We start from the raw sequence: 2,551 nt of genomic DNA, 5'->3' as shown, positions 1-2,551 counted from the left end.
CCAAGATACATTCTGTTGCAGGTAAACTTCCGGAGAATTCTACATTAGTTTCCAAACGTCCATTCCGCAGTCCGCATCATACAATTAGTGATGTTGCATTGGTTGGTGGTGGCGGCATTCCGCAACCCGGCGAAATTTCTTTGGCACATAACGGCGTTTTATTTCTTGATGAATTACCCGAATTTAAACGTGAAGTTTTAGAAGTTATGCGTCAACCACTTGAAGATAGAGAAGTTACTATTTCGAGAGCAAAATTTACCATAACTTATCCATCCTCATTTATGCTGGTAGCCAGTATGAATCCAAGTCCAAGTGGTTTTTTTAATGATCCAGATTCTCCAAATACTTCATCTCCTCATGAAATGAATCGTTATTTGAGTAAAATTTCAGGACCTTTATTGGATAGAATAGATATTCATATCGAAGTAACTCCTGTTCCTTTTGATAAACTAACCGAAAAAAGAAATGGAGAAAGCAGTGTCGAAATTAGAAAACGTGTCACCGCTGCTCGTGAAATTCAAACGGCTCGATTCGAACTTTTTGACAATATTCATTACAATGCACAAATGAATACCAAACAAATTAGAGAGCATTGCGCTCTTGACGAAGCCTCGTTACAATTACTAAAAACAGCTATGGAAAGACTAAATCTTTCTGCTCGTGCCTTCGATAGAATTCTAAAAGTGTCTAGAACTATTGCAGATTTAGAAGCTACCGAGAAAGTAAATTCAAGTCATATTGCAGAGGCAATTCAGTATCGAAGTTTAGATCGAGATGGTTGGTTGGGGTAAAATTATTTCTTTTTAAAAAGCTGAAATAATTGAAAAATAGCCAATCCAAAAAAGATAATCCAAATATTATTTGATATAAAATTATCTGAAATAATTCCTTGATTGGTAATTTTTTTAAGTCCTAAAACCAATAGTAACATTCCAGAAAATGTCCCTATCAATGTTCCTAAAACATAAACAAATACAACATTTTTATCTGAAGAAATATACTTTTCGTTGACCAAAAAAATATTCCAACTAAACCAAAACGGAATTTGAGCAAAGTTTAAAGAACTTAATATTAATCCAACAATAAATGACGGATACAATAAAAAAGTAACTGAATTATTCTGTTTTTGAATGTTTTGAAACTCTGAAGGGTAAAAATAAATTGCTATAACAATTAAAAAAATAATCGAAAATATTGAAATCCATCTTTTAAGTTTAGGATTTAAAATCAGTTTGTTAGCAAAATAAAAAGTAGAAGAAATTACAATTCCCTCGATAATTACAACCCCAAATAAATAATAGATTAATTGGATAAGATTAGATTTATTATAAATTTCGAAGCCAATAAAATTTAAATAACCTAGCGGAATCGATCCCACGAAACTAACTAAAAATCCGACTATAAAGTTTTTAATGTACTTCAAATTTTCTAAAAATTGCCTATTTTATTATTTTGTTCTAAATGCAAACGATATTGATGCATTCCTTGTTTATGTGTCAGAAAAGTAATGCCTTTTTTATTGTTTTCAACACTAATTTTATACATATAAGTAATATGTCTTGCTAGTTCTTTCCACGCAAAAAAGATAGAATGTTTTGGGTCATATATATGAGTCGGTTCACTTGCAGCACCATTTATTTCTACCACTTGAAAGTTTTTTCCTTCTTCTAATTCTGCTATCGAATTGTACATTAAATCCATTCGCCCAAAATAAAAACCATGTATCTGCAAGCACATTTCGTTTATCACATTTGTTAATTTATCTGAAATTAGATTACTCGCATCAATAAATTTTGAACCACGACAATGATTTCCAAAAGGAACTAAATTTAATGTTTCGTCTTTAAGTAATACTTCATTTAACTTCTCTTTATATTCTTTTTCTAAAGTAGTTAACTGCATTTCAAATCTTGGATTTTGTTTTATTAATTCTTTTATTGTCGATTTTCCATCGCCTATAACAATTAAAAATTCTTTGGCTACTATTCCAGTAATTTTTCCTTTTTCCTGATTGGGGAATCGAACATAAAAAATCCCTATTTCGTTTGGATAAGGTATTAAATCTTGTACTAAATAATCAAAATTTGCACTTTTGTTATATTCTTTCAATTCGTCAATAGAATTTATTTTTTTGACAGCAGAACCACGTAAACCTATATCTGGTTTTACAATTAATGGAAATGAAATACTTAAATTTTCTTTAGCAATTAAAATATCCTCGAAAGAAGAATTCTCTTTAACAAATGCTGTTCTAGGATAATATTTTTGAGGAATTAGATCATAAATTTCTTTTTTGCTTTCCATAAAAAAGCCTCCGTTTCGCATCGTCGGATTTGAAGCATTAAAAAAGAAAATAGTCCTTGTTTTTAAAGCATAAAATGCCCACAAAAAATTGATGGGAAAATATATAATTTTCGAAGGCCAATATTCCCAATTAGTAAGCTTATGAAAAAATAACCGCATTAAATTACTATAAATGAATTAGTGAATTCTTGATTTTCAATTAAATCATAATGAGAACTGGTCTGAATTCTGGGAGATCCTCTCAGAC

Annotated in this window: 3 protein-coding genes; 1 reads left to right on the top strand and 2 read right to left on the bottom strand. The window is 30.1% G+C overall.

The window, feature by feature from the left end; translation table 11 throughout:
• Window positions 1–791, top strand: a 791-nt coding sequence (locus ABI549_RS13645) for an ATP-binding protein (protein ID WP_348077006.1), incomplete at its 5' end; no start/stop codon positions are given.
• A 2-nt stretch (window positions 792–793) separates the two neighbouring features.
• On the opposite strand, the gene ABI549_RS13640 is transcribed toward ABI549_RS13645, so the two are convergent.
• Window positions 794–1,423 carry a hypothetical protein gene (locus tag ABI549_RS13640; RefSeq protein WP_348077005.1) on the bottom strand — a complete coding sequence of 210 codons (630 nt, stop codon included), beginning with the start codon at window positions 1,421–1,423 and terminating at the stop codon, window positions 794–796.
• Between the two features lie 5 nt (window positions 1,424–1,428).
• Window positions 1,429–2,325: a D-alanine--D-alanine ligase gene (locus ABI549_RS13635; protein WP_348077004.1), complete on the bottom strand. Its 897-nt coding sequence runs from the start codon at window positions 2,323–2,325 to the stop codon at window positions 1,429–1,431.
• Window positions 2,326–2,551 lie beyond the last annotated feature (226 nt).

The organism is Flavobacterium sp., assembly GCF_039932285.1.
In the GTDB taxonomy this organism is placed as follows: domain Bacteria; phylum Bacteroidota; class Bacteroidia; order Flavobacteriales; family Flavobacteriaceae; genus Flavobacterium.
Note: the sequence above shows the minus strand (reverse complement) of the source record. Positions and strands in the feature narration are given on the sequence as shown.

What these genes read in the sequence shown, in the direction of transcription:
- ABI549_RS13635 (WP_348077004.1), bottom strand. Translation starts at nt 2,325, where the DNA reads ATGCGAAACGGAGGCTTTTTTATGGAAAGCAAAAAAGAAATTTATGAT.